We start from the raw sequence: 20,063 nt of genomic DNA, 5'->3' as shown, positions 1-20,063 counted from the left end.
CCCGGATCGGATGCCCGAGAGCCAAACGGCTCACGACTGGACCAGTCATGGGGCAGGATTGCAGGCAGTTCGTTTTGATTTTCCGCGAGCTTCCCGTTGTCTTGCCCGTGGCCTGTCCGCCAACCCGGCGATGCCTTCAGGCGCTTTTGCGCGGCATCACCACATGAGGACAAGATATGTTCAATACCCATAAAGTAGAAATCGAATGGGGCGGTCGTCCGCTCACGCTCGAAACCGGCAAGATCGCCCGTCAGGCTGACGGTGCGGTTCTCGCAACCTATGGCGAAACCGTCGTTCTGGCGACTGTCGTTTCTGCCAAGGAGCCGAAGCCGGGCCAGGATTTCTTCCCGCTGACCGTCAACTATCAGGAAAAGACCTACGCTGCCGGCAAGATCCCTGGCGGTTACTTCAAGCGTGAAGGTCGTCCGAGCGAAAACGAAACGCTGGTTTCGCGCCTGATCGACCGTCCGATCCGTCCGCTCTTCGTCGACGGCTACAAGAACGACACGCAGGTTGTCGTCACCGTCGTCCAGCACGATCTGGAAAACGATCCGGACGTCCTGTCGATGGTTGCCGCTTCCGCTGCTCTCACCATTTCCGGCGTGCCTTTCATGGGCCCGATCGGCGGCGCGCGCGTCGGCTACATCAACGGCGAATATGTTCTGAACCCGAATATCGACGAAATGCCGGAATCGAAGCTCGATCTGGTTGTCGCCGGTACGTCGGAAGCCGTGCTGATGGTTGAATCGGAAGCACAGGAACTCTCCGAAGAAGTTATGCTTGGCGCCGTTGTTTTCGGCCAGAAGGGCTTCCAGCCGGTCATCGACGCAATCATCAAGCTCGCTGAAGTTGCCGCCAAGGAACCGCGCGACTTCCAGCCGGAAGACCTGTCGGCTCTCGAAGCCAAGATGCTGGCCGTTGTCGAAAACGATCTGCGCGACGCTTACAAGATCACCGAAAAGCAGGCCCGTTACGCTGCTGTCGATGCCGCCAAGGCAAAGGCGAAGGAACATTTCTTCCCCGAAGGCGTGGAAGAAACCGAGATGTCGCCGGAACAGTTCGCGACCATTTTCAAGCATCTGCAGGCCAAGATTGTTCGCTGGAACATTCTCGACACTGGCAGCCGCATCGACGGCCGTGACCTTTCGACCGTTCGCCCGATCGTGTCGGAAGTCGGCATCCTGCCGCGCACCCACGGCTCGGCCCTGTTCACCCGCGGTGAAACGCAGGCTATCGTCGTCGCCACGCTCGGCACCGGCGAAGACGAACAGATGATCGACGCCCTGACCGGCACCTACAAGCAGCCTTTCATGCTGCATTACAACTTCCCGCCGTACTCCGTCGGCGAAACCGGCCGCATGGGTTCGCCGGGCCGTCGCGAAATCGGTCATGGCAAGCTCGCATGGCGCGCAATCCATCCGATGCTGCCTGCCGCTGAACAGTTCCCCTACACGATCCGCGCCGTTTCCGAGATCACGGAATCGAACGGCTCGTCCTCGATGGCAACCGTCTGCGGCACGTCGCTGGCTCTCATGGATGCAGGCGTTCCGCTCGCGCGTCCGGTTGCCGGTATCGCCATGGGCCTGATCAAGGAAGGCGAACGCTTCGCCGTTCTGTCTGACATTCTGGGTGATGAAGATCACCTCGGCGACATGGACTTCAAGGTTGCCGGTACGGAAAATGGCATCACCTCGCTCCAGATGGACATCAAGATCGACGGTATCACCGAAGAGATCATGAAGGTTGCTCTGGAGCAGGCCAAGGGCGGTCGCGTCCACATTCTCGGCGAAATGGCCAAGGCTCTGTCGACCTCGCGTGACGAACTGGGCGAATTTGCCCCGCGCATCGAAGTGATGAACATCCCGACCGACAAGATCCGCGACGTGATCGGTTCCGGCGGCAAGGTCATCCGCGAAATCGTGGAAAAGACCGGCGCCAAGATCAACATCGAGGACGACGGCACGGTGAAGATCGCTTCGTCCAACGGCAAGGAAATCGAAGCCGCCAAGAAGTGGATTCATTCGATCGTTGCTGAGCCTGAAGTCGGCGAAATCTATGAAGGCACGGTCGTCAAGACCGCCGACTTCGGCGCTTTCGTGAACTTCTTCGGCCCGCGTGACGGTCTGGTTCACATTTCGCAGCTGGCTAGCGACCGCGTTGCCAAGACCACCGATGTGGTCAAGGAAGGCCAGAAGGTTTGGGTCAAGCTGATGGGCTTTGACGAACGCGGCAAGGTTCGCCTGTCGATGAAGGTCGTTGATCAAGAAACCGGCAAGGAAATCGTTCAGGAAAAGAAGAAGGAAGAAGCTGACGCTGAATAAGCGTTGCGTCTTTTCTGACGTTGGAAAGCGCGCCTCCGGGCGCGCTTTTTTGTTGCATGGGATTCATTTCAAGACCATGGATGAGCCATGATTACACCGGCACAACAAACCCTCTTTCTCCCCTTCGATCAGGGCATTCTGGATATGCCCGCAGAAGGCCAGTTCTTTCTTGCCTGCGGCTTGTCTGCTGACCGGCGCCTTGAAGATGAATGGAAGCAGGCGCTCACTTTCCTGCAGCCCTGGCGCCCTGATTGGCTTGCGTTGGAAAAGGAAGGCTTCAAGGCAGTTCCCAGATTAGGCCTTAGATTGGATGAGGAGCGCCGTTTCGCCGGTGGGCTACTCCTGCTCGGAAAACATCGCGGACGCAACGAGGCATGGTTTGCGGAGCTTCTGGCGCGTGTTGAGCCGGGCGGCTGGATCGCAGTGTCCGGTGACAAGAAGCTGGGCATCGACAGTTTCCGGAAATGGGTCGGCAATATTGCCGAAATCAGCGACCGCATGTCGAAGAACCATGCTGTGGTGTTCTGGCTAAGAAGGCCTGCCGATCTGACCGATGACTTCATCGCGGCGCTCAAACCACTTGCGAGCGATATTGACGAGGTGTTCCGGACCGAACCCGGCATGTTCTCGCACGGCGTCATCGACAAGGGTTCGGCGCTGCTCGTGCCGCATATGGAAAGGATCGTCTTCGGCAACGTCGCCGATCTGGGCGCTGGCTGGGGCTATCTGGCTGCGCAATGCCTGAAATTTGCTGATCGCATCAAGGCGATAGACCTTTATGAAGCCGATTATGAGGCGCTGGAAGCCGCACGCGGCAATCTGGAGCGACTTGCTCCATCGGTGCCGATCAGCTTCAACTGGTTCGATGTGACCAGCGAGAAGCTGACGGGTATCTATGACACTGTGGTCATGAACCCCCCGTTCCATGAGGGGCGGGTGACGGATGTTTCGCTGGGGCAGGCATTCATTGCCGCTGCCGCTTCACGGTTGAAAACCGGCGGACGGCTGCTGATGGTCGCAAACCGTCAGCTGCCTTATGAGACGACGCTCAAAGGACTGTTCAAGAACGTGACGCTTCTTGAAGAGGCGAATGGTTTCAAAATCTTCGATGCGAAGAAATAAAACAAAACCCGGCATCTCAGCCGGGTTTTTTGTTGAGCAAAACGAAGATCACTCGCCGCGTTCGGCGTCGGAGCTTTTCAGCTCTTCCAGCGTCGGCATGGAGACGATGTTGTAGCCCGAATCCACATAATGGATTTCGCCGGTGACACCGCTCGAAAGGTCGGACAGCAGATAGACCGCCGATTTGCCCACATCGTCGATATCGACGGTGCGGCGCAGCGGCGAATTGCGGCGCTGATAGCTGAAGATCGCACGTGCATCGCCAATGCCGGCACCGGCCAGCGTGCGCACGGGACCAGCCGAGATCGCATTGACGCGGATACCCTGCGGGCCGTAATCGGCAGCAAGATAACGAACCATGGCTTCAAGTGCTGCCTTGGCAACGCCCATGACGTTGTAGTTCGGGATGGTGCGCGTCGATCCGCCATAAGTCAGCGTCAGGATTGAGCCGCCGTCCTTCATGAGCTTTTCGGCGCGCTGTGCCATTTCCGTGAAGGAGTAGGCGGAAATCACCATGGTGCGGCTGAAATTTTCGCGCGTGGTGACGTCTGCGTAGCGACCCTTCAGTTCGTTCTTGTCGGAAAAGCCGATGGCGTGAACGATGAAATCGAGCTTGCCCCACTTCTTCTCGATTTCGGCAAAAACCGCATCGACCGATTCGATATCTTCAACATCGCAGGGCAGCACGAAATCCGAACCGACCTGTTCGGCAAGCGGCTTTACGCGCTTGCCGAGCGCATCACCCTGATAGGTGAAGGCGAGTTCTGCACCCTGTGCTGCGAGTTGCTTTGAAATTCCCCAGGCGAGTGAGTGATTATTCGCGACCCCCATGATGAGGCCGCGTTTGCCTTTCATCAGACCTTCCATATTTTCCCTCTCCCTCAGCCCTGGTAACGCTGGAAAACCAGCGTCGCATTGGTGCCGCCAAATCCGAAGGAGTTGGAGAGCACGGTGTTGAGCTGAGCGTTGTCAATGCGCTTGCGAACGATAGGCATGTCCGCGAAGGCAGGGTCCAGTTCTTCGATATGTGCGCTTTCGCAAATGAAATTGTTCTGCATCATCAAAAGCGAATAGATGGCTTCCTGCACGCCCGTCGCACCCAGCGAGTGGCCGGTCAGAGACTTGGTCGCGGCGATCGGCGGGCATGCATCGCCCGAGCCGAAGACCTGACGGATGGCTTCGATTTCAGGAGCATCGCCGGCAGGCGTCGAGGTGGCGTGCGGATTGATGTAGTCGATCTTGGTCTTGACTGTCGAAAGCGCCATCTTCATGCAGCGGATAGCACCTTCGCCGGATGGAGCCACCATGTCATAGCCGTCGGAGGTTGCGCCGTAACCGACGATCTCGCCATAAATCTTGGCGCCGCGTGCCAGCGCCGTTTCGAGGTCTTCCAGCACCAGAACGCCAGCGCCGCCTGCAATCACAAAACCATCGCGGTTCTTGTCATAGGCGCGCGATGCGGTGGAAGGCGTGTCGTTATATTTGGTCGACATGGCGCCCATAGCGTCGAACAGAACGGAAAGCGTCCAGTCGAGATCTTCGCAGCCGCCTGCGAACATGCGGTCCTGCTTGCCATACTGGATCATTTCGAACGCGTTGCCGATGCAATGGTTCGACGTGGCGCAGGCCGAGGAGATCGAATAGTTGATGCCCTTGATCTTGAAGAAGGTTGCAAGCGTTGCGGAGGCCGTCGAGCTCATGGCTTTCGGCACGGCGAACGGGCCGACGCGCTTCGGACCCTTTTCGCGGGTGATGTCGGCACTATCGACAATCGTGCGGGTCGAAGGACCGCCGGACCCCATGATGATACCGGTGCGATCGTTGGAAACTTCCTCTTCGGAAAGTCCGGCATCTGCAATCGCCTGATCCATGGCAATGTGGTTCCAGGCCGTGCCACGGCCGTGGAAACGCATTGCGCGCCGGTCGACGAGGGCTTCGACGTCGATATTCGGGGCCCCGTGCACCTGGCAGCGGAAACCGAGCTCGGCATATTCCTCAGCCCGGGAGATGCCGGATTTTGCTTCACGAAGCGAAGCCGTCACCTCTTCGGTATTGTTGCCAATCGAGGATACGATCCCCATACCCGTTACGACCACACGCCGCATCGCGTTCTCCTTTACACCTGATCCGTGAGGGCGTGTCCGTCATGCGGATTGCCGCCTGTTCGCGGTTACATAGGTGCGATCTTCGCATGTTTTGAGCGCGGCCGCATGAAAACTGTTCACTTTTTTGCAGTCGCGCTCGTGGATGATGGTGACTGAGGCGCCTTACTGGCCCTCGCTGTCCTTGGACAGGCCGACGCGCAGATCGGTTGCCCGGTAGATGGTTTCGCCATCGGCTTTCAGCCAGCCGTCAGCCGTGCCAAGCACGAGGCGGCCGCGCATGACACGCTTGAAATCAATGCCATATTCAAGAAGCTTGGTATGCGGGCGCACCATGCCCTTGAACTTCACTTCGCCGGTGGAGAGCGCCATGCCGCGGCCCGGTTCGCCCAGCCAACCGAGGAAGAAGCCGGTCAGCTGCCACATGCCGTCGAGGCCAAGGCAGCCCGGCATGATCGGATTGCCCATGAAATGGCACGGGAAATACCAGTCGTCCGGCCGCACGTCATATTCAGCGCGGATATAGCCCTTGTCGAACTCGCCACCGGTTTCGGAAATATCGGTGATGCGATGGACCATCAGCATCGGAGGCAGGGGAAGCTGAGCATTGCCGGGGCCGAACATCTCGCCACGTGCGCAGGCCAGGAGTTCTTCATACCCGTAGCTTGATTTCTGTTCTGCCATTACGCCTCCCTTGAGGTTCATTCTGTATCGACCGGCAATCCGGCCCGATTGTAGGTTTCACCGGAACATCCCTACCATAGACTGTTTCCGGCAGTAAAATCATGCATTGGATTAATCCGGGGTTTATCCGAAAAACCGCGCAATTCCCAAGGCTATTGATAGTTATTTCGCAACGGCATATATCAATGTCAGTATGCAATGGGCAACAGCCCGTTTGACGATTGATGATTTTGCTACAAGCTTGTGACGGAACCAACGGTGAATATGCAGTCTTCACATACCCACTCGACGGTCTCGATGGAAGAGCAGCTCCGCCGCGCGGGCCTGCGTCCGACGCGCCAGCGCGTTGCGCTTGCGAGCCTGATCTTCGCCCAGGGCGATCGCCATCTGTCTGCGGAAGACCTTCACGAAGAGGCCGTCATGGCCGACGTGCCGGTGTCTCTGGCGACGGTCTACAACACGCTGCACCAGTTCACCGAAGCCGGTATGCTGCGCATCATCGCGGTCGAAGGCTCGAAGACCTATTTCGATACGAATATCTCGGACCACCAGCATTTCTTCCTTGAAGGAGAAAATGTCGTGTTCGATATTCCGCATGGTGAGAAGGGGCAGCCGACCGTTGCCAACATGCCGGATGCGCCGGACGGCATGGAAATCGTCAATGTCGATATTATCGTTCGCCTGCGCCGCAAGACCCAGTAACAGAGGCCAATAATGAGCCGATAGCGACGGGCATCTATCAGCGGATTGAAAAGAAAGCGGCGATGGCCGCTTTTTTGTTGCCTATTGGATCGCATGGGGCTGAAAAGAGGTAAAGTTCCCTCGCTCAGGCTGAATCGCCTCCCAGGTTTCGGCTGTACACCTTTCAAGGAGAAATCATGCGTAAACTACTCGTCGCTGCGACCATTCTCGCCGTTTTTACCGCTGGCAGCGCCTTTGCCAAGACCGTCCGGATCGGAGTTACGCCGGGGCCGCACGCCCAGATCATGGAAAAGGTCAAGGAAGTCGCCGAGAAGAACGGCCTTGAACTCGATATTCAGGAGTTCTCGGACTATGTCATTCCGAACATGGCGCTCGCGGATGGCGCGCTGGAAGCAAATTCGTTCCAGCACAAGCCTTATCTCGACAATCAGGTCGCTGATCGCGGCTTCGACATCGTGATGGTTGCCGAGACGGTCAATTTCCCGATGGGCGTTTATTCGAAGAAACTGAAGAATATCTCCGAACTGGCCGACGGCGCGACGATTGCAATCCCCAACGATCCGACCAATGGCGGCCGTGCTTTGCTCGTTCTGGCTGAAAACGGCATCATCAAGCTCGATCCGGCCAAGGGGCTGAAGGTCAGCGCCCTCGATATCGTCGAGAACACGAAGAAGCTGAAATTCGTGGAACTTGATGCGGCGCAGCTTCCGCGTTCGATGGAAGATGTCGATGCTGCCGTCATCAACACCAATTATGCCATGGAAGCCGGCCTGAACCCGGCAACCGATCCGCTGGTGCGGGAAGGCGAAAAGGCGCCTTACATCAATATTCTCGTCGTTCGCACCGCAGACAAGGATGCCGACTGGGTGAAAACCCTGATCTCATCCTATCACAGCAATGAGGTGAAGGAATTCATCGCCACAACGTTCAAGGGATCGGTGATTCCTGCCTGGTAATAATTCTGAGGAAGCGGGGCGATTTTCGCCCCGCTCGCTTGTCAGCTTTTCAGCTCCATCCGAATGTTGCGGAAGGGGAGGCCTTCGTCATCTTCCGACCGCTCGCCAATTACCTTGAAGCCCATGCGGCTATAGAAACGACAGGCCCGCTCGTTGTCGGCATAGACTTCAAGCGATAACTCGCTCTTCAATGCCAAGGCGTGGCGGAGCAGAGTTTGGCCCACACCAGAGCCTTGAAGGTCGGGATCGACAAACAGCCCGCCGATGAAGCAATCCAGAAGGCCAATAAAACCGGCTGGCCTGCCATCAATCGTGGCAACCCATGTTTCCGCCTTTTCGAGATAGACGTCTTCGATAAGCTGGCGCTGCTGTTGAAGTCGATCTTCTCCGAGAAAAGAATGGGCTTTCAGGGAGGCACGATACCAGATGGACGATAAGGATGGTTTATCCGATGCCTTATAGGCACGGATTGTCACTTCGTGATTTTTCATGATTTTCCAGAGTTTTGGATATACGCAAAAATTCCACCACGCGGGTGGGTTCAAATCCGTTAAAACGGCAGCGATGAACGTCTGCGCATAAAACTCCTTCGAAATTCAACCGCTTCACAATATCGGTCCGAGCCGGGCGAAGTCAAGTTTGGCCGGTTCCGCTATCCAATCCAATGGGGGAGGGCTAGTCGAAGACTTCGCCCGGATAAACGCCCCAGAGATCCGATTGCTTTATCCAGCCGCGCACGCCACCCATGTCAACCCGACACCATTGGCCGGTGCACTCGCGCACCGTACCGATCACGCCCGGCTCGATTTCGGCGGCAAGTCCTGCCGTATCGCTGGCCTCGCGGCGCATATTGATCATCGAACCCTGATTGTTCTTGAGCCAGGGAGCCGTGATGGCGGTTCGTTTGCCGGATAAAAGCGACTGGTAGACCCAACCTTCCGTGCCGTCCGCATCGCGAATACGACGCCAGTTGTCATATTCCTGGATGATCTCGACCGGCAGCCCTGCCTTCATGAAAAGCCAGGAAACCGCATAGTCGCGCCCCGGCCCGATGCGCAGATTGACGCGCGCGGGTTTAAGGCTGACGAAACGCGGCACCGGCAGTCCGCTCGCGCCGACGGTTGTGCCTGCTGACTCTGCGGCCTGCGCGCCATGGCTATGCGAAGCGCCGAGCGGCGCCAGAATGAGAAAAAATGCCAGACAGCCAAGCGTGGCCATCAAAAAGCGTTGCGAAAGTACTCTGTACAAACTGCGACCTCTCGCCGTCCTGTCACGACAGAACGGTAGCGGCTTCAGCAGTTGAAGGGGGCTGCGAGGCGACGTTGCCGTCCTGTTTTCAGATCGTGCTTCCATCTGTGTGCAACAGATCAATGTACGACCTAATTATTTGATTTTAATTGCACATTTTTGGAAAATCACTGTGGATTTTCCAAGCGGCATCTAAAGTTTCCGGTTTTTCTTTGTCTTTATCGCTTCGCCTTGATAGAGATGTTCAGCCGAAGCAATATCCCATATTGCACCGCCTTGGTTAAGGAGGTCTCAACATGAAGCTTCGGTTAACGCATTTCCCGGAAAAGTGGGAGTCGGTTTTCCGCTGGGAATGTGCAGGAAATTCCTTGGAGCGCAACCTGTCCGTTGTTTACAATACAGGCTGTTCCGGGGGGCTTTGCTCAACGATGGGGTGGAGATGTCGAACAAGAAGAAACCGCTGGTCGTTCTTACGCGAAAATTGCCGGACCCAGTGGAAACCCGGATGCGGGAACTGTTTGATGCGCGTCTGAACATAGACGACCACCGCATGAATCAGCCGGAAATCATCGCTGCGATGAAGGAAGCGGACGTTCTGGTGCCCTGCATCACGGATGTCATCGACGCGGCGGCGATCGAACAGGCTGGCCCCAATCTCAAGCTCATCGCAAATTTCGGCAATGGCGTGGACAATATCGATGTCGCAGCCGCTGCAAAGCGTGGCATCACTGTTACCAATACGCCAAAGGTGCTCACCGAGGACACTGCGGACATGACGCTGGCGCTGCTGCTTTCGGTGCCAAGGCGTCTGGTGGAAGGCGCGAACGTCCTCAACGAGCGTCATGGGCAATGGCCGGGCTGGTCGCCGACCTGGATGCTCGGGCGGCGCATCTGGGGCAAGCGCCTCGGCATTGTCGGCATGGGGCGCATCGGCACGGCTGTCGCCCGCCGCGCCAAGGCTTTCGGGCTTTCCATTCACTATCACAATCGCAATCGCGTCAATCCGCAGGTCGAGGAAGAGCTGGAAGCGACCTACTGGGATAGTCTGGACCAGATGCTGGCCCGGATGGACATCATTTCGGTCAACTGCCCGTCGACGCCTGCCACGTTCCATCTGCTGTCTGCTCGCCGCATCGCCCTGATGCAGCCGACCGCCTATATGGTCAATACGGCGCGCGGCCAGATCATCGATGAGAATGCTCTGATCGAGCTGATTGAACAGGGCAAGCTCGCCGGGGCAGGGCTGGACGTGTTCGAGAACGAACCGGCGGTCAATCCGCGCCTGCTGGCCCTTGCCGAAAAAGGCAAGGTCGTCCTGCTGCCGCATATGGGTTCGGCCACCATGGAAGGCCGCATCGATATGGGCGACAAGGTCATCATCAATATCAAGGCTTTTGTCGACGGGCATCGTCCGCCCGACCGCGTGTTGCCGAACCGGATTTAATTTTTCCGGCTCGCGGTCTGCGTTTCTTCGGCGTTCTTGTTGTCGATGAAACGCAGGACCGTATGCGCATAAAGGCGCGGATTTTCTACCGGAACGCCGTGCCCGGCGTCGGGCAGGATGATCAGTTGCGCGCCCGGTATCTGGCTGGCGATGAATTCCGTATGTTCACGCGTGATGGCGGTATCGCGGTCGCCGATCACAATCGCCGTGCGCACCCGGATATCGGACAAATCCTTATCCGTATAGTTCGGCTCATTTGCCCACAGTGCATGGATTTCCTTGTCGATGCTCTCGTAATGGCGCAGTTCCGGTATCGGTTTTCCTTTGGACCGCGCTTCGACATAGCCGGTATTGCCGTCAGGCGTCACGTTCGCCGCTTGCGCAAACAGGCTTTTCAGCCGTTCGGGATAACGCATGGCGATATCGAGGCCGATAATGCCGCCGTCGCTCCAGCCGACAAGATCAACCTTGTCGATGTTGAGAAAATCCAGCAGCGCCACATAGTCGTCGGCCATCAAGCCGTAGGTGATCGGCTCCCTGGTGCGGCTGGAGCGTCCCTGTCCGCGACTGTCGGCAACGATGACGGTGTGATGGCGCGCAAGAATCGGTAGCTGCGCATCCCATACATGCTGGTCGGACAAGCCGCCGGCAATGAGCAGGATAGGCGGGCCCTTGCCGACGATCCGGTAATACATTTCGATGCCGTTGACTTCGGCAAAGGCGGCAGGTGACGCGGGAATGGTCATGCGCGCAATTCTCTCAGTCGAGACGGTGGAAGGAAAAGACAAGGCAAAGCCGACCAGCAGGGCGGCTATCGTCATTGTCATCGTTCCCTTCATCGGTCCCCGGTCTCATTTTCAGGGTCTGCGGATGAGTGTCGGCAGATCGTAGAGATAGGCGATGCGCTTGATCGCCTCCTGTAGCGGTTCCAGCGTAACCGTCATCGTATGGCCGCTCGCGTGGATCAGCATGTCGGGCGATGCGCAGATGGCGACATGACCCTTCCAGAAGACGAGATCGCCGCGCTTGAGGTTCGAATAAGCAGCATCAGGCTCGACGATTTCGCCAAGCGAGGCCTGTTGCATGTCGGAATCGCGCAGAGCTTTTCGGCCTGCCACCCACATGGAAAGCTGCACGAGGCCGGAGCAGTCGATGCCGAAGCCCGAGGTGCCACCCCACAGATAGGGCGTGTGAAGAAGGGTTTCCGCGACGGCCACATAGTCCGCCGCATGTTCGCCGATTGGGGCAAGATGACTTGCGATCAGCGTCTCGCCGCTTTCCAGAACGGCATATTTCGTACCGCGCGTCTCGGCCGCGCCGACGATGCGCGTGCGTGAACCGAGCGACAGCGCCTTGGTGTGGGGCAAGCGGAGGTCAGCGCCGGGATAAACAAAGGTGCGCGGCACCACCACCATATGCGTGGCATCGCCCGCCGGGCGTTCCAGCGCGGCAGCGGAGACGTAGCCGGTATAGCCGTCGCGCTCCGCCTGAACCCACGACCAGCCGTCCATTTCCTCGAAGACGCAGACAGAATCCCCAAAGATCATCTGAGTCTGCGGTCCGCTATCCATGCGCGGTTCGGAACGCAGATCGACAACCGGGGCGGAAACCTTCATCGGCGTTCCCGCCGCAAAACGCGCCGCTTCCACCTGACCGGTCAGCCGTTCGTCGGCGAGGTCGGGGCGGTAGGCATTGAGGCGGCGGTCGAGCATGGTCAAAGTGGTAACTCCCTGGCTTTGGCGATCACCAGATCACCCAGTCTTTCAACATAAAGTGCACCGGCGACCGTTCTCTTTACTAGCACATTTCGCCGGTCTTTTTCATCACGATGCCGGGAAACAAGTTCGAGCGCGCCCATCGTGTCGAGCGCGCGGGTAATAACCGGTTTGGTGACATTCAGCTTTGCGGCGAGCCCCCGAACCGTATGCGGCGGGGGCTCCAGATAGATGGTGAGCAAAATGGCTGCCTGTCGCGTGGTGAGATCGGGCATCTCGTCGCGCACCTGTTCCAGCGACAGGGTTCTCAGCAATGTCAGCGCCTGCAACGGCTTCAGCTCAATTGGCATCCGGCTCCACCAAAATGGGGATTGTTTCGGAACCGTTTTATTCAATCTGCTTTCGGCGTTTCAGGCAAGCGGATTCAGCGTGCCGGGTAGCGTTCTTTCAAAAGCTGGTAAAGAGCGCGAATGGCTTGCGCTTCGCCGCCGACCGGCGAGGCGGGTTTTTCGACCGGAACCCAGCCGAAAATGTCGAAATGCGCCCATTTTTCAGCCTTCTCGACAAATCTGTCGAGGAAGAGTGCAGCCGTCACCGATCCGGCGAAACCGTCGGTGGTGACATTATTGAGGTCGGCAATCCGCGAGGAGAGTTTTTGCGCATAGGGCTTCCAAAGCGGCATCCGCCACAGCGGGTCCGCCGTTGCATCCGCGTTGTGCGCAATCGAAGCGGCAAGCCCGTCATCATGCGTATAGAAGGGCGGCAGATCGGGCCCGAGCGCGACACGCGCAGCCCCCGTCAGGGTCGCCATGTCAATGAGGAGTGCAGGCTCTTCTTCATCGGCAAGCGCAAGCGCGTCGGCAAGAACCAGGCGGCCTTCCGCATCGGTATTGCCGATTTCGACAGTCAGCCCCTTGCGGCTTTGCAGCACGTCGCCTGGCCGGAACGCATTTCCGGCAATCGAATTCTCCACCGCCGGGATCAACACGCGCAGCCGCACCGGCAGTTGTGCATCCATGATCATGGAGGCGAGGCCCAGCACATTGGCGGCTCCACCCATGTCTTTCTTCATCAGGAGCATGCCGCTTGCCGGTTTGATGTCGAGACCGCCCGTATCGAAGCAGACACCCTTGCCAACCAGCGTGATTTTTGGATCGCCTGCTTTGCCCCAGCCAAGATCGATCAGGCGTGGCGCGATAGCGCCAGCACGACCGACCGCGTGGATCATGGGAAAATTCTTCTCCAGAAGCGCATCGCCTTCGATGACGGCAATGTCAGCCTTATATTTCTTCGCCAGTTCGCGGGCGGCATTTTCGAGCGCATCCGGCCCCATATCGTTGGTTGGCGTGTTGATGAGGTCGCGCACCAGTGTGACTGCACTGGCGATGCGACGGACTTCGGCTTCATCCAGACCCTCAGGCAAGGCCAGGCGGATCGCCTTGCCATTGGCCTTGCGATAGCGCGTGAAATTATAGCCGCCCATCAGAAAGCCAAGAACGGCGAGCGCTGCATCATCGACAGCGCCTTCAAAATGCCAGTCCCCTTCTGGCAGACTGCGGGCGAGCTTTCCGGCGAGAAGCTGCGACTGGCTGCCCTTTTCCGCGTCTCCGGTTCCAAACAGTGCACCCGATAACGACCCGTCTGCACCGGGAAGGAGGAGCACGCGTCCGGCCTCGCCATCAAAACCGTTGGTTCTGGCCCACGCAATGGCCCCGGCGGGAAGGCCGGAAGTGTCCAGGCCGCCTTTCGGCGTAAACCAGATCGGACGGCTTTGTTCGGATTTTCGGGAGAGAAGTTCGACAGACATGATGCTCTTTCTGGCCAGTAAGCGATGTCCGGCAAAAGCGCTTGGATTTTGTCGGAAGTTCACAAAAACAAACAAATAGCGCATCCCGAAAAGTGTGAAACTGCTTTCGGACAAGATGCGCGCTAAAACAAACAGATAGCGCGATTATTGCCGCGCGGAAACCAAAACCGCAATCGCTTTATTAACCAATCATTAGGGTTAACAGATTATTGATTTGGCAGGAATTGGGCTTGATGGGGGGCGGGCGTATCGTCCGGCCTTCCAGCTTGCCTCCCGAAAGCGGAAACCGGCTTCGGGAGACATGCCGGGAAATAACAAACTGAAGCGCGACACGCTTTAGCGGGAGAGGCGGGATGCTGAATATCGCTCGAAAAGACGCCATCGCAACACGTCTTGGCTTCGCCTGTATTCTTTCGGCGTTTCTGCTTTCCGGCTGCACATCGGTAGACCGGACCACGACCGGATCGGTGCGCCGCGCCGCAACCGTCGCCACTTTCGATCACATGAACGACGCGCAGCTTGCAGCCATGGCCGGGCGGCTCGGCGCGCAATATGAACGCAATCCGAAGGATCGCCAGACGGCGCTCAATTACGCCAATGTGCTGGCGCGCCTTGGCCGCAACGATCAGGCGCTTGCCGTCATGCGGGCGCTTGCCATCGTCTATCCGAAGGATCAGGCTGTTCTTGCCGCCTATGGCAAGGCGCTTGCTGGTGCTGGGCAGTTCGACGGCGCGCTCGACGCCATTCGCCGCGCGCAGAACCCGGCCTATCCCGACTGGAAACTGGTTTCTGCAGAAGGTGCCATTCTCGACCAGATGGGCCGGAAGGAAGAAGCCCGCGCGACCTATCAAAAGGCGCTGCAGCTTCAGCCGAATGAACCATCAATCATCTCCAATATGGGCATGTCCTATCTGCTGGCGGGTGATGCGCGGACGGCGGAAACCTATTTCAAGCAGGCCGCAGCCGCTCCCGGTGCCGATAGCCGCGTGCGCCAGAACCTGGCCCTGTCGGTCGGCCTGCAAGGCCGCTTTCAGGAAGCGGAGGCGATTGCCGCGCAGGAGATTTCTCCGCAGCAGGCCAAGGCCAATACGGATTATCTCCGCTCCATGCTGGCCCAGCAGAACTCCTGGAACATGCTCAAGGACAAGCCGAAGGGCTGAAGCTTCTTTATCAGTTGCCGCCGAACAATCCGCCTTGCGCCGAAATCTGGATGAAGGCAGGGCCGAGGATGACGATAAAGAGCACCGGCAGGAAGAAAACGATCATCGGCACGGTGAGTTTTGGCGGCAGGGCCGCAGCCTTCTTTTCGGCTTCCAGCAGACGCAGGTCGCGGCTTTCCTGAGAAAGCGTGCGCAGCGCCTGCGCCACCGGCGTGCCGTAACGCTCGGCCTGGATCAGGGCCTGCGTTACGGATTTAACCGGTTCCAGACCCGTGCGATTGGCGAGATTTTCATAGGCCTGACGGCGCTCCGGCAGGAAGGAAAGCTCGGCATTGGTCAGCATGAGTTCTTCGGCAAGCTCGACGGACTGGATGCCGATTTCGTCGGCCACCCGGCGAAAGGCCGCTTCCGTGGACATGCCCGATTCAACGCAGATCAGCATCAGGTCGAGCGCATCCGGCCATGCCCGCCGGATGGATTGCTTCCGCTTGGTCGCCCTGTTCGAAACATAGAGATTGGGCGCATAGAAGCCGGCATAGCCAGCAAAAATGCAGACGAGTAGGCGAACGAAGAATGTTTGATCGGCAAGCACGCCGAGCATGAAAATATAGATGGCGGCAATGGCCATTGCCCCGAAAGGCAGCACGAAACGCAGGAACAGGAAGATGTTGAGCGGATTTTGTCCCCGGAAGCCCGCCTGCCTGAGCGAAGCGATCGTCTTTTCGTCGGCCAGTGCGCGTTTGAGATCGAGTTTTTCAACAAATTCCCGGATGCCCTGCTTCTGTTGATGACGCAGGCTGCTGCGACGGTCGCTTTCGGCGGCGAGGCGGGCCCGCTCGCGCGAACGAATGGCTTCTCGTTCGATGGCGACCGACTTCATGCGCGATTTGAGCGCGCTGCCGCTCAGCACCGGCATAAGGATCGTCACCACGGTTGCAAAAACCGCGACGGTAATCAGGACGCCGATCAGAAATTGCGGATCGGACAATTTCTGTGTGAGGAGAGAAATCATTTCCGATGCCTCACATATCGAAGTTGATCATGTTCTTCATGATGAAGATGCCGGTCAGCATCAGGACAGCCGCAATGCCGAGCAGCATGTGGCCGGTCGAAGACGTGAAAAGCAGTGTCATATATTGCGGGCTCGTCAGATAGACGAGAACCATGACGATGAATGGCAAGGCGCCGATAATCGCAGCTGAAGCCTTGGCTTCCATGGAGAGCGCATTGACCTTGGCCTTCATCTTCTTGCGGTCGCGCAGAACCTTTGACAGGTTATTGAGCGCCTCAGAAAGATTGCCGCCCGCCTGTGCCTGTATCTGGATGACGATGGCGAAGAAGTTTGTTTCGGGGCAGGGCATGGAATCGGGCATCTTGCCGACCGCTTCGGGGATGGAAAGCCCGATCTGTTGCGCCTCGACCACCTTCTTGAACTCGCTCTTGACCGGTTCCACAGCCTCACTCGCAATGAGCCGCAAGCCGTCATTGAGCGGAAGCCCGGCGCGGGTTGCGCGCACGATGACGTCGAGCGCATTGGGAAATTCCTCAAGGAACTTCTTCAGCCGCTGCTTGCGCCGGTGCAGCACGAACCAGCGCGGCAGGCCGAAGAAACCGGCAACGGCGATACCCGGCAGGAAAAGCAGCGGGGCGCCGAAAAGCAGCGCGATGAAAGTGACAAGAAAGGCCGCAGCGCCGGAATAGAGATAGAATTTCTGCAAGGTGAGATTGAGTCCTGCCTGCGTCAGCAGGATGCGCAGAGGCGGGTATTTCTGGTTCTTCTCACGCTGCTTTTGCCGGGCTTCCAGATCCTTGATATTGTCCTGCAGCTGTTTGCGGCGCTTCTGGATGTCGGCGTTTCTGTCGCGCTCGCTGCGCGTAATCGCCCGTTCCGAGCCGCTGTTGCGTACGGTCTCAAAGCGCCGCGCCGCTTGATCCTTCTTGCCGAGCTTGTCGTAAAAGAGCGCATAGAACAAAGCAGCACAGGCAATGACGGCAAGCACCACGAACATCGCAACGCTGGTCGGCCCCGTCATGCATTGGCCCTTTCCATGCTGTCGAGCACGGAGGCAAGGCGGCTGTCCTCATTATAGTAGCGGGCGCGCTCCCAGAAGGCGGGACGCCCGATGCCGGTCGAGCTATGGCTGCCGAGAATGCGGCCGGAAGCGTCTTCGCCCTTGATATCGTAGAGAACGAGATCCTGGGTGGTGATGACATCGCCTTCCAGTCCAACCACTTCCGTAATATGGGTGATGCGGCGTGAGCCGTCGCGCAGGCGTGCCGCCTGGATGATGATATCGACCGAACCGACGATGATCTCGCGCACGGTCTTTTGCGGCAGCACATAGCCGCCCATGGCGATCATGGCTTCCATGCGGTTGAGGCATTCGCGCGGGCTGTTTGCGTGGATCGTGCCCATCGAACCGTCATGGCCCGTATTCATCGCTTGCAGGAGATCGAACACTTCAGGACCGCGCACTTCGCCGACAATGATGCGTTCGGGACGCATGCGCAGGCAGTTCTTGACCAGATCGCGCATGGTGACCTCGCCTTCGCCTTCCAGATTGGGCGGGCGGGTTTCCAGACGCACCACATGCGGCTGCTGCAATTGCAGTTCAGCCGAATCCTCGCAGGTGATGATGCGTTCATGCGTGTCGATATAGCGTGTCAGGCAGTTCAAAAGCGTGGTCTTGCCCGAGCCGGTGCCGCCGGAAATGATGACATTGCAGCGCACCCGGCTGATGATCTGCAAGAGTTCGGCCCCGGCATTCGATATGGCGCCGAACCGCACCAGCTGGTCGAGCGTCAGCTTGTCCTTGCGGAACTTGCGGATGGTGAGGGTTGGACCGTCGAGCGACAGCGGTGGCGCGATGACGTTGACGCGCGAACCGTCCGGCAGGCGGGCATCGCAGATCGGGCTCGATTCATCGACGCGGCGTCCCACCTGGCTCACGATGCGCTGGCAGATGTTGAGAAGCTGCTGGTTGTCGCGGAAACGAATGCCGGTTTCCTGCAGCAGGCCATCCACTTCGATATAGGTGCGGCGCGAACCGTTCACCATGATATCGGCAATGTCGTCGCGGGAAAGAAGCGGCTCCAGCGGACCATAGCCCAGCACGTCATTGCAGATGTCGTCGAGCAGTTCTTCCTGCTCGGCAATCGACATGACAAAGTTCTTGATGGCGATAATGTCATTGACGATATCGCGGATTTCCTCGCGCGCGGCATCCGGCGCCATGCGGGACAATTGCGACAGGTCGATCGTATCGATCAGTGCCGAGAAGACCTGCGATTTGGTGTCGTAATAGCTCTCGGTCTTTTCACGTCCTTGCGTGCCAGCCTGGATGGGGGATTTCGCTGGCGTCGAAGGAATGGCTGCCTGCATCCGGGACGATTGCGCTGTTGGCAGGGTCGATGCGGGCATTGCAGCAGGCGTGGCAGGTTTGGGCGCGGGCGGTCGCTTTCCGCTTTCCGGTCCGTTTCCCGCATCGTTACCTCTTCTGCCGAACATGATTCCCTGCCGTTACCTGGTTTTGCGTGCAAACTTGCCGAGAAGGCCCGAAATGCCGCTTTTCTTGCGCGGTTGCACATCAGCCCTGCCGGTCACCACATGCGCGATATGGCTGACGGCTTCGGCAACCGGGCTTTCGGGATTGGTCTCTGCGATCATCCGGCCATTATTGGCGGCATTGCCGAAAAGTTGCGGATCGAAGTCGATGGTGGCGATTGGATCGATGCCGAGCGGTTCGGCAAAATCGGCGAGTGCGATTTCCGGTCGCTTCGGAATGCCCATCTGGTTCAGCACCAGATGCGGCTTCACATCGTTGGGGCGCAGTTGCGCCAGCGTGTCGAGGAGGTTCTTCGTATTGCGAAGATTGGCAAGATCGGGCGTTGCGACGATCACGACTTCATCGACGCGCATCAAGGTGGTCCGTGTCCATCCGCTCCAGCCATGCGCCACGTCCAGCACGACCAGCGGAGAATTGCGCTGGGCAACGTCGATCAATTCGGCAAAGGCGTCTTCGGCGAAGTCGAATGTCCGCTCCAGGCTCGACGGTGCCGCGAGGATCGACAGATGGTCGCCATATTGGACGAGCAGCCGGTCGAGATAGACCTCGTCAATGCGTTCCGGCGAAAAGACGGCATCGGCAATACCGAGCGTCGGGTCCTGATCGAAATTGATGTTTGCCGTGCCGAATGGCAGGTCCATATCCGCCAGCACCACATCGTGCCGGAACATATTGGAAATCGACCAGGCGACGTTATGGGCGATGGTCGATGCGCCGACGCCGCCTTTCGCGCCGATAAATGCGATGGAGCGGCCGAGCGGTTCCGCGCCGGGATCGAGAAAGATCGAGGACACGATGGCCAGAATGTCAGCGAGTGAAACAGGCGCTACGATATATTCCGAAACGCCGCGCCGCAGCAATTCGCGATAAAGCCAGACTTCGTTGGAATGGCCGATGACCATGACCTTCGAGCCGGGATCGCAGACCTCCGACAACTGCTGCAATTCTTCAAGCAGCACATTGGGTTCGGACGCCGATTCGACGATGATCAGATTGGGCGTGGAAGCGGTCTGATAGAATTCGATTGCAGCCGCAATGCCGCCCATCATCACTTTCAGATGGGTCTTTGCCATGCGCCGGTCGCCGCCTGCGCGCTCAATCGGAATGGCGACGCTTTCGTTCACGCAGAAAGCCTGGATGGAAATGCGCGGGATTGGACGCACATTTTCAAGCATGATCGGCGCACGACCTGTTTCCGGCGCTTCTTCCTCCGGTTCGAACGCGAAGTTGCTCATG

Annotated in this window: 19 protein-coding genes; 6 read left to right on the top strand and 13 right to left on the bottom strand. The window is 58.2% G+C overall.

Annotated features, from left to right (window positions below):
- The first annotated feature begins 176 nt into the window (after positions 1 to 176).
- On the top strand, positions 177 to 2,321 hold the full coding sequence (gene pnp / locus AC0TOF_RS05540; protein WP_122002903.1) for a polyribonucleotide nucleotidyltransferase: 2,145 nt from the start codon (positions 177 to 179) through the stop codon (positions 2,319 to 2,321).
- A gap of 87 nt (positions 2,322 to 2,408) precedes the next feature.
- A complete protein-coding gene (locus AC0TOF_RS05535) occupies positions 2,409 to 3,443 on the top strand; it encodes a class I SAM-dependent methyltransferase (protein ID WP_473767478.1) in 1,035 nt (344 codons plus the stop codon).
- A 48-nt stretch (positions 3,444 to 3,491) separates the two neighbouring features.
- On the opposite strand, the gene fabI is transcribed toward AC0TOF_RS05535, so the two are convergent.
- The 3 genes from fabI to fabA all read right to left on the bottom strand — a co-directional run bounded on the left by fabI (position 3,492) and on the right by fabA (position 6,229).
- Positions 3,492 to 4,310 carry an enoyl-ACP reductase FabI gene (gene fabI, locus AC0TOF_RS05530; RefSeq protein WP_112588485.1) on the bottom strand — a complete coding sequence of 273 codons (819 nt, stop codon included), beginning with the start codon at positions 4,308 to 4,310 and terminating at the stop codon, positions 3,492 to 3,494.
- Positions 4,311 to 4,324: 14 nt separating this feature from the next.
- Positions 4,325 to 5,548, bottom strand: a complete 1,224-nt coding sequence (gene fabB, locus AC0TOF_RS05525) for a beta-ketoacyl-ACP synthase I (protein ID WP_121981301.1) — start codon at positions 5,546 to 5,548, stop codon at positions 4,325 to 4,327.
- A gap of 162 nt (positions 5,549 to 5,710) precedes the next feature.
- Positions 5,711 to 6,229: a 3-hydroxyacyl-[acyl-carrier-protein] dehydratase FabA gene (gene fabA / locus AC0TOF_RS05520; RefSeq protein ID WP_006473091.1), complete on the bottom strand. Its 519-nt coding sequence runs from the start codon at positions 6,227 to 6,229 to the stop codon at positions 5,711 to 5,713.
- Positions 6,230 to 6,493: 264 nt separating this feature from the next.
- Between fabA and irrA the strand changes: the two genes are divergently transcribed.
- Together irrA and AC0TOF_RS05510 are read left to right on the top strand one after the other, a co-directional pair.
- Positions 6,494 to 6,931, top strand: coding sequence for an iron response transcriptional regulator IrrA (irrA, locus tag AC0TOF_RS05515; RefSeq protein ID WP_122002905.1), 438 nt, complete (start codon positions 6,494 to 6,496; stop codon positions 6,929 to 6,931).
- Between the two features lie 176 nt (positions 6,932 to 7,107).
- Positions 7,108 to 7,887: a MetQ/NlpA family ABC transporter substrate-binding protein gene (locus tag AC0TOF_RS05510; RefSeq protein WP_122002906.1), complete on the top strand. Its 780-nt coding sequence runs from the start codon at positions 7,108 to 7,110 to the stop codon at positions 7,885 to 7,887.
- A 41-nt stretch (positions 7,888 to 7,928) separates the two neighbouring features.
- Here the strand turns inward: AC0TOF_RS05510 and AC0TOF_RS05505 are convergent, their stop codons facing one another.
- Both AC0TOF_RS05505 and AC0TOF_RS05500 read right to left on the bottom strand, forming a co-directional pair.
- Positions 7,929 to 8,378, bottom strand: coding sequence for a GNAT family N-acetyltransferase (locus AC0TOF_RS05505; RefSeq protein ID WP_473767477.1), 450 nt, complete (start codon positions 8,376 to 8,378; stop codon positions 7,929 to 7,931).
- Positions 8,379 to 8,562: 184 nt separating this feature from the next.
- Positions 8,563 to 9,135 carry an SH3 domain-containing protein gene (locus AC0TOF_RS05500; protein WP_122002908.1) on the bottom strand — a complete coding sequence of 191 codons (573 nt, stop codon included), beginning with the start codon at positions 9,133 to 9,135 and terminating at the stop codon, positions 8,563 to 8,565.
- 439 nt (positions 9,136 to 9,574) lie between these two features.
- Here AC0TOF_RS05500 and AC0TOF_RS05495 point away from each other — a divergent pair, with 439 nt between their 5' ends.
- Entirely contained in the window at positions 9,575 to 10,579 is a 1,005-nt protein-coding gene (locus AC0TOF_RS05495) for a 2-hydroxyacid dehydrogenase (protein WP_122002909.1), read from the top strand.
- On the opposite strand, the gene AC0TOF_RS05490 is transcribed toward AC0TOF_RS05495, so the two are convergent.
- From AC0TOF_RS05490 to AC0TOF_RS05475, 4 genes are all read right to left on the bottom strand, one after another.
- A complete protein-coding gene (locus AC0TOF_RS05490) occupies positions 10,576 to 11,418 on the bottom strand; it encodes an alpha/beta fold hydrolase (protein WP_473767476.1) in 843 nt (280 codons plus the stop codon). The genes AC0TOF_RS05495 and AC0TOF_RS05490 overlap by 4 nt on opposite strands.
- Before the next feature lie 18 nt (positions 11,419 to 11,436).
- Entirely contained in the window at positions 11,437 to 12,291 is an 855-nt protein-coding gene (locus tag AC0TOF_RS05485; protein ID WP_473767514.1) for a C40 family peptidase, read from the bottom strand.
- Positions 12,292 to 12,293: 2 nt separating this feature from the next.
- On the bottom strand, positions 12,294 to 12,644 hold the full coding sequence (locus AC0TOF_RS05480; RefSeq protein ID WP_010657792.1) for a MarR family transcriptional regulator: 351 nt from the start codon (positions 12,642 to 12,644) through the stop codon (positions 12,294 to 12,296).
- A gap of 74 nt (positions 12,645 to 12,718) precedes the next feature.
- Complete coding sequence (locus AC0TOF_RS05475) at positions 12,719 to 14,101, bottom strand: leucyl aminopeptidase family protein (protein WP_473767475.1); 1,383 nt, start codon at positions 14,099 to 14,101, stop codon at positions 12,719 to 12,721.
- Between the two features lie 353 nt (positions 14,102 to 14,454).
- Here AC0TOF_RS05475 and AC0TOF_RS05470 point away from each other — a divergent pair, with 353 nt between their 5' ends.
- Entirely contained in the window at positions 14,455 to 15,261 is an 807-nt protein-coding gene (locus tag AC0TOF_RS05470) for a tetratricopeptide repeat protein (RefSeq protein ID WP_473767474.1), read from the top strand.
- Positions 15,262 to 15,271: 10 nt separating this feature from the next.
- On the opposite strand, the gene AC0TOF_RS05465 is transcribed toward AC0TOF_RS05470, so the two are convergent.
- The 4 genes from AC0TOF_RS05465 to AC0TOF_RS05450 are packed head-to-tail and all read right to left on the bottom strand — an operon-like array spanning position 15,272 to position 20,062.
- Positions 15,272 to 16,273, bottom strand: coding sequence for a type II secretion system F family protein (locus AC0TOF_RS05465; protein WP_473767473.1), 1,002 nt, complete (start codon positions 16,271 to 16,273; stop codon positions 15,272 to 15,274).
- A gap of 10 nt (positions 16,274 to 16,283) precedes the next feature.
- Positions 16,284 to 17,294 (bottom strand): type II secretion system F family protein, encoded by a 1,011-nt coding sequence (locus AC0TOF_RS05460; RefSeq protein ID WP_473767472.1) that lies wholly within the window; start codon positions 17,292 to 17,294, stop codon positions 16,284 to 16,286.
- A complete protein-coding gene (locus AC0TOF_RS05455) occupies positions 17,291 to 18,769 on the bottom strand; it encodes a CpaF family protein (protein ID WP_473767471.1) in 1,479 nt (492 codons plus the stop codon). The genes AC0TOF_RS05460 and AC0TOF_RS05455 overlap by 4 nt, the downstream gene beginning before the upstream one ends.
- A gap of 12 nt (positions 18,770 to 18,781) precedes the next feature.
- Entirely contained in the window at positions 18,782 to 20,062 is a 1,281-nt protein-coding gene (locus AC0TOF_RS05450) for a CpaE/TadZ family protein (RefSeq protein WP_473767470.1), read from the bottom strand.
- Between the last annotated feature and the right edge of the window lies 1 nt (position 20,063).

It is taken from the genome of Ochrobactrum sp. PL_is501 (assembly GCF_055816895.1).
This window is presented reverse-complemented; position numbering and strand designations above follow the sequence as displayed.

What these genes read in the sequence shown, in the direction of transcription:
- AC0TOF_RS05535 (WP_473767478.1), top strand. Translation starts at nt 2,409, where the DNA reads ATGATTACACCGGCACAACAAACCCTCTTTCTCCCCTTCGATCAGGGC.
- AC0TOF_RS05490 (WP_473767476.1), bottom strand. Translation starts at nt 11,418, where the DNA reads ATGAAGGGAACGATGACAATGACGATAGCCGCCCTGCTGGTCGGCTTT.
- AC0TOF_RS05495 (WP_122002909.1), top strand. Translation starts at nt 9,575, where the DNA reads ATGTCGAACAAGAAGAAACCGCTGGTCGTTCTTACGCGAAAATTGCCG.
- AC0TOF_RS05510 (WP_122002906.1), top strand. Translation starts at nt 7,108, where the DNA reads ATGCGTAAACTACTCGTCGCTGCGACCATTCTCGCCGTTTTTACCGCT.
- AC0TOF_RS05480 (WP_010657792.1), bottom strand. Translation starts at nt 12,644, where the DNA reads ATGCCAATTGAGCTGAAGCCGTTGCAGGCGCTGACATTGCTGAGAACC.
- AC0TOF_RS05475 (WP_473767475.1), bottom strand. Translation starts at nt 14,101, where the DNA reads ATGTCTGTCGAACTTCTCTCCCGAAAATCCGAACAAAGCCGTCCGATC.
- AC0TOF_RS05460 (WP_473767472.1), bottom strand. Translation starts at nt 17,294, where the DNA reads ATGACGGGGCCGACCAGCGTTGCGATGTTCGTGGTGCTTGCCGTCATT.
- fabB (WP_121981301.1), bottom strand. Translation starts at nt 5,548, where the DNA reads ATGCGGCGTGTGGTCGTAACGGGTATGGGGATCGTATCCTCGATTGGC.
- fabI (WP_112588485.1), bottom strand. Translation starts at nt 4,310, where the DNA reads ATGGAAGGTCTGATGAAAGGCAAACGCGGCCTCATCATGGGGGTCGCG.
- AC0TOF_RS05455 (WP_473767471.1), bottom strand. Translation starts at nt 18,769, where the DNA reads ATGTTCGGCAGAAGAGGTAACGATGCGGGAAACGGACCGGAAAGCGGA.
- AC0TOF_RS05465 (WP_473767473.1), bottom strand. Translation starts at nt 16,273, where the DNA reads ATGATTTCTCTCCTCACACAGAAATTGTCCGATCCGCAATTTCTGATC.
- AC0TOF_RS05450 (WP_473767470.1), bottom strand. Translation starts at nt 20,062, where the DNA reads ATGAGCAACTTCGCGTTCGAACCGGAGGAAGAAGCGCCGGAAACAGGT.
- AC0TOF_RS05505 (WP_473767477.1), bottom strand. Translation starts at nt 8,378, where the DNA reads ATGAAAAATCACGAAGTGACAATCCGTGCCTATAAGGCATCGGATAAA.
- AC0TOF_RS05485 (WP_473767514.1), bottom strand. Translation starts at nt 12,291, where the DNA reads ATGCTCGACCGCCGCCTCAATGCCTACCGCCCCGACCTCGCCGACGAA.
- fabA (WP_006473091.1), bottom strand. Translation starts at nt 6,229, where the DNA reads ATGGCAGAACAGAAATCAAGCTACGGGTATGAAGAACTCCTGGCCTGC.
- AC0TOF_RS05470 (WP_473767474.1), top strand. Translation starts at nt 14,455, where the DNA reads ATGCTGAATATCGCTCGAAAAGACGCCATCGCAACACGTCTTGGCTTC.
- pnp (WP_122002903.1), top strand. Translation starts at nt 177, where the DNA reads ATGTTCAATACCCATAAAGTAGAAATCGAATGGGGCGGTCGTCCGCTC.
- irrA (WP_122002905.1), top strand. Translation starts at nt 6,494, where the DNA reads ATGCAGTCTTCACATACCCACTCGACGGTCTCGATGGAAGAGCAGCTC.